The 1,224-nt window shown below is 75.3% G+C and carries 1 protein-coding gene; it reads left to right on the plus strand.

The window, feature by feature from the left end; genetic code table 11:
* Positions 1-1,153: DUF6777 domain-containing protein (locus JL475_RS39055; protein ID WP_237409563.1), on the plus strand; the 1,153-nt coding region annotated here is incomplete at its 5' end.
* Positions 1,154-1,224 lie beyond the last annotated feature (71 nt).

A 1,224-nucleotide genomic window follows, 5' to 3' on the forward strand; every position in this document is an offset into this window, starting at 1 on the left:
GCCCCCGGCGGGCGGAGGCGGCAAAGGCGCGAGCGGCGGCTCGGGGCCGCCCGGGCGGGGCCGGCAGCCGCGGTGGCGGTCCGTACCCGCTCTGGTCGCGCTCGCCGCGGCCGTGGCGGTGGCCGTGCTCCTCGCCGTGGTGCTCACCCGCTCCGACGGCGGCTCCGAGGCGGGCGGCGGCGAAATCTTCCTGCAGGCCGCGAACGCCGAGGGTCCCGACCCGTTCACCGAGTCGACGGCCGAGGACGGTTCCGCCCCGCCCGACACCCCGCCTCCCAAGACCTCGGCCCCGTCCACCGGGCCGTCGTCCCCGGCCAACGCGGTGGAGGCGGTGAGCGGTGGGGAACCCGGCCTGTACGGCGGCACCCGCAACGTCTCCAGTTGCGACGTGGAGCAGCAGATCACGTTCCTGCGGGAGGTGCCCGCGAAGAGCGAGGCGTTCGCCTCGGTGGCCGACGTCGAACCCTCCGAGGTGCCCTCCTACCTGCGCTCGCTGACCCCGCTGCGGCTCCGGCTGGACACCAGGGTCACCAACCACGGATACCGCGACGGCGCCGCCACGGACTACCAGGCCGTCCTCCAGGCGGGCACGGCCGTACTGGTCGACGACCGCGGTGTCCCCAGGGTCCGCTGCGCCTGCGGCAACCCGCTGACCGAGCCGGTCGAACAGGCCGCCCCCCGGTACACCGGCGATCCCTGGCCGGGCTACCGCGCCTCGAACGTCGTCGTGGTCGAACCGGCGCCGCGGCCGATCGAGAAGTTCGTGGTCCACGACTCCGACAGCGGCGGCTGGTTCGAGCGGCACCAGGGAGACCCGGGCGGCAAGGACCGTGCCACGAAACCGCCGGACGGGCGGAGCCCGTCGCCGGGTGGCACCACCCCCTCGACGCCGTCGCCGGCCAGGCCCCCGTCGGCCGAACCGTCCACCCCCGAGTCCGAGGCGCCGACCAGCGAGCCCTCCACCGGCGAATCTCCCACCAGCGAGCCGGGGAGCGGCGAATCACCGACCGGCGAACCACCGTCGTCCGAACCCCCGGCGCCGCCTTCCGCCGAGTCCGGCACCACGAACGACGCCCCGAACGGCACGATGAACGACTCCCCGGGCACCACCGCCGCCGCCGTCGCGAGCGGCGTCGCCCAGCCGGTCGCTTAGGGCCTGTTCGGGGTCGTGATCTCGGTTCCGATGCCCGCATCCGGCGAGGGCGGCCGAGCTGGTAGAACACC

It is taken from the genome of Streptomyces sp. M2CJ-2 (assembly GCF_016757295.1).
Lineage (GTDB): Bacteria > Actinomycetota > Actinomycetes > Streptomycetales > Streptomycetaceae > Streptomyces.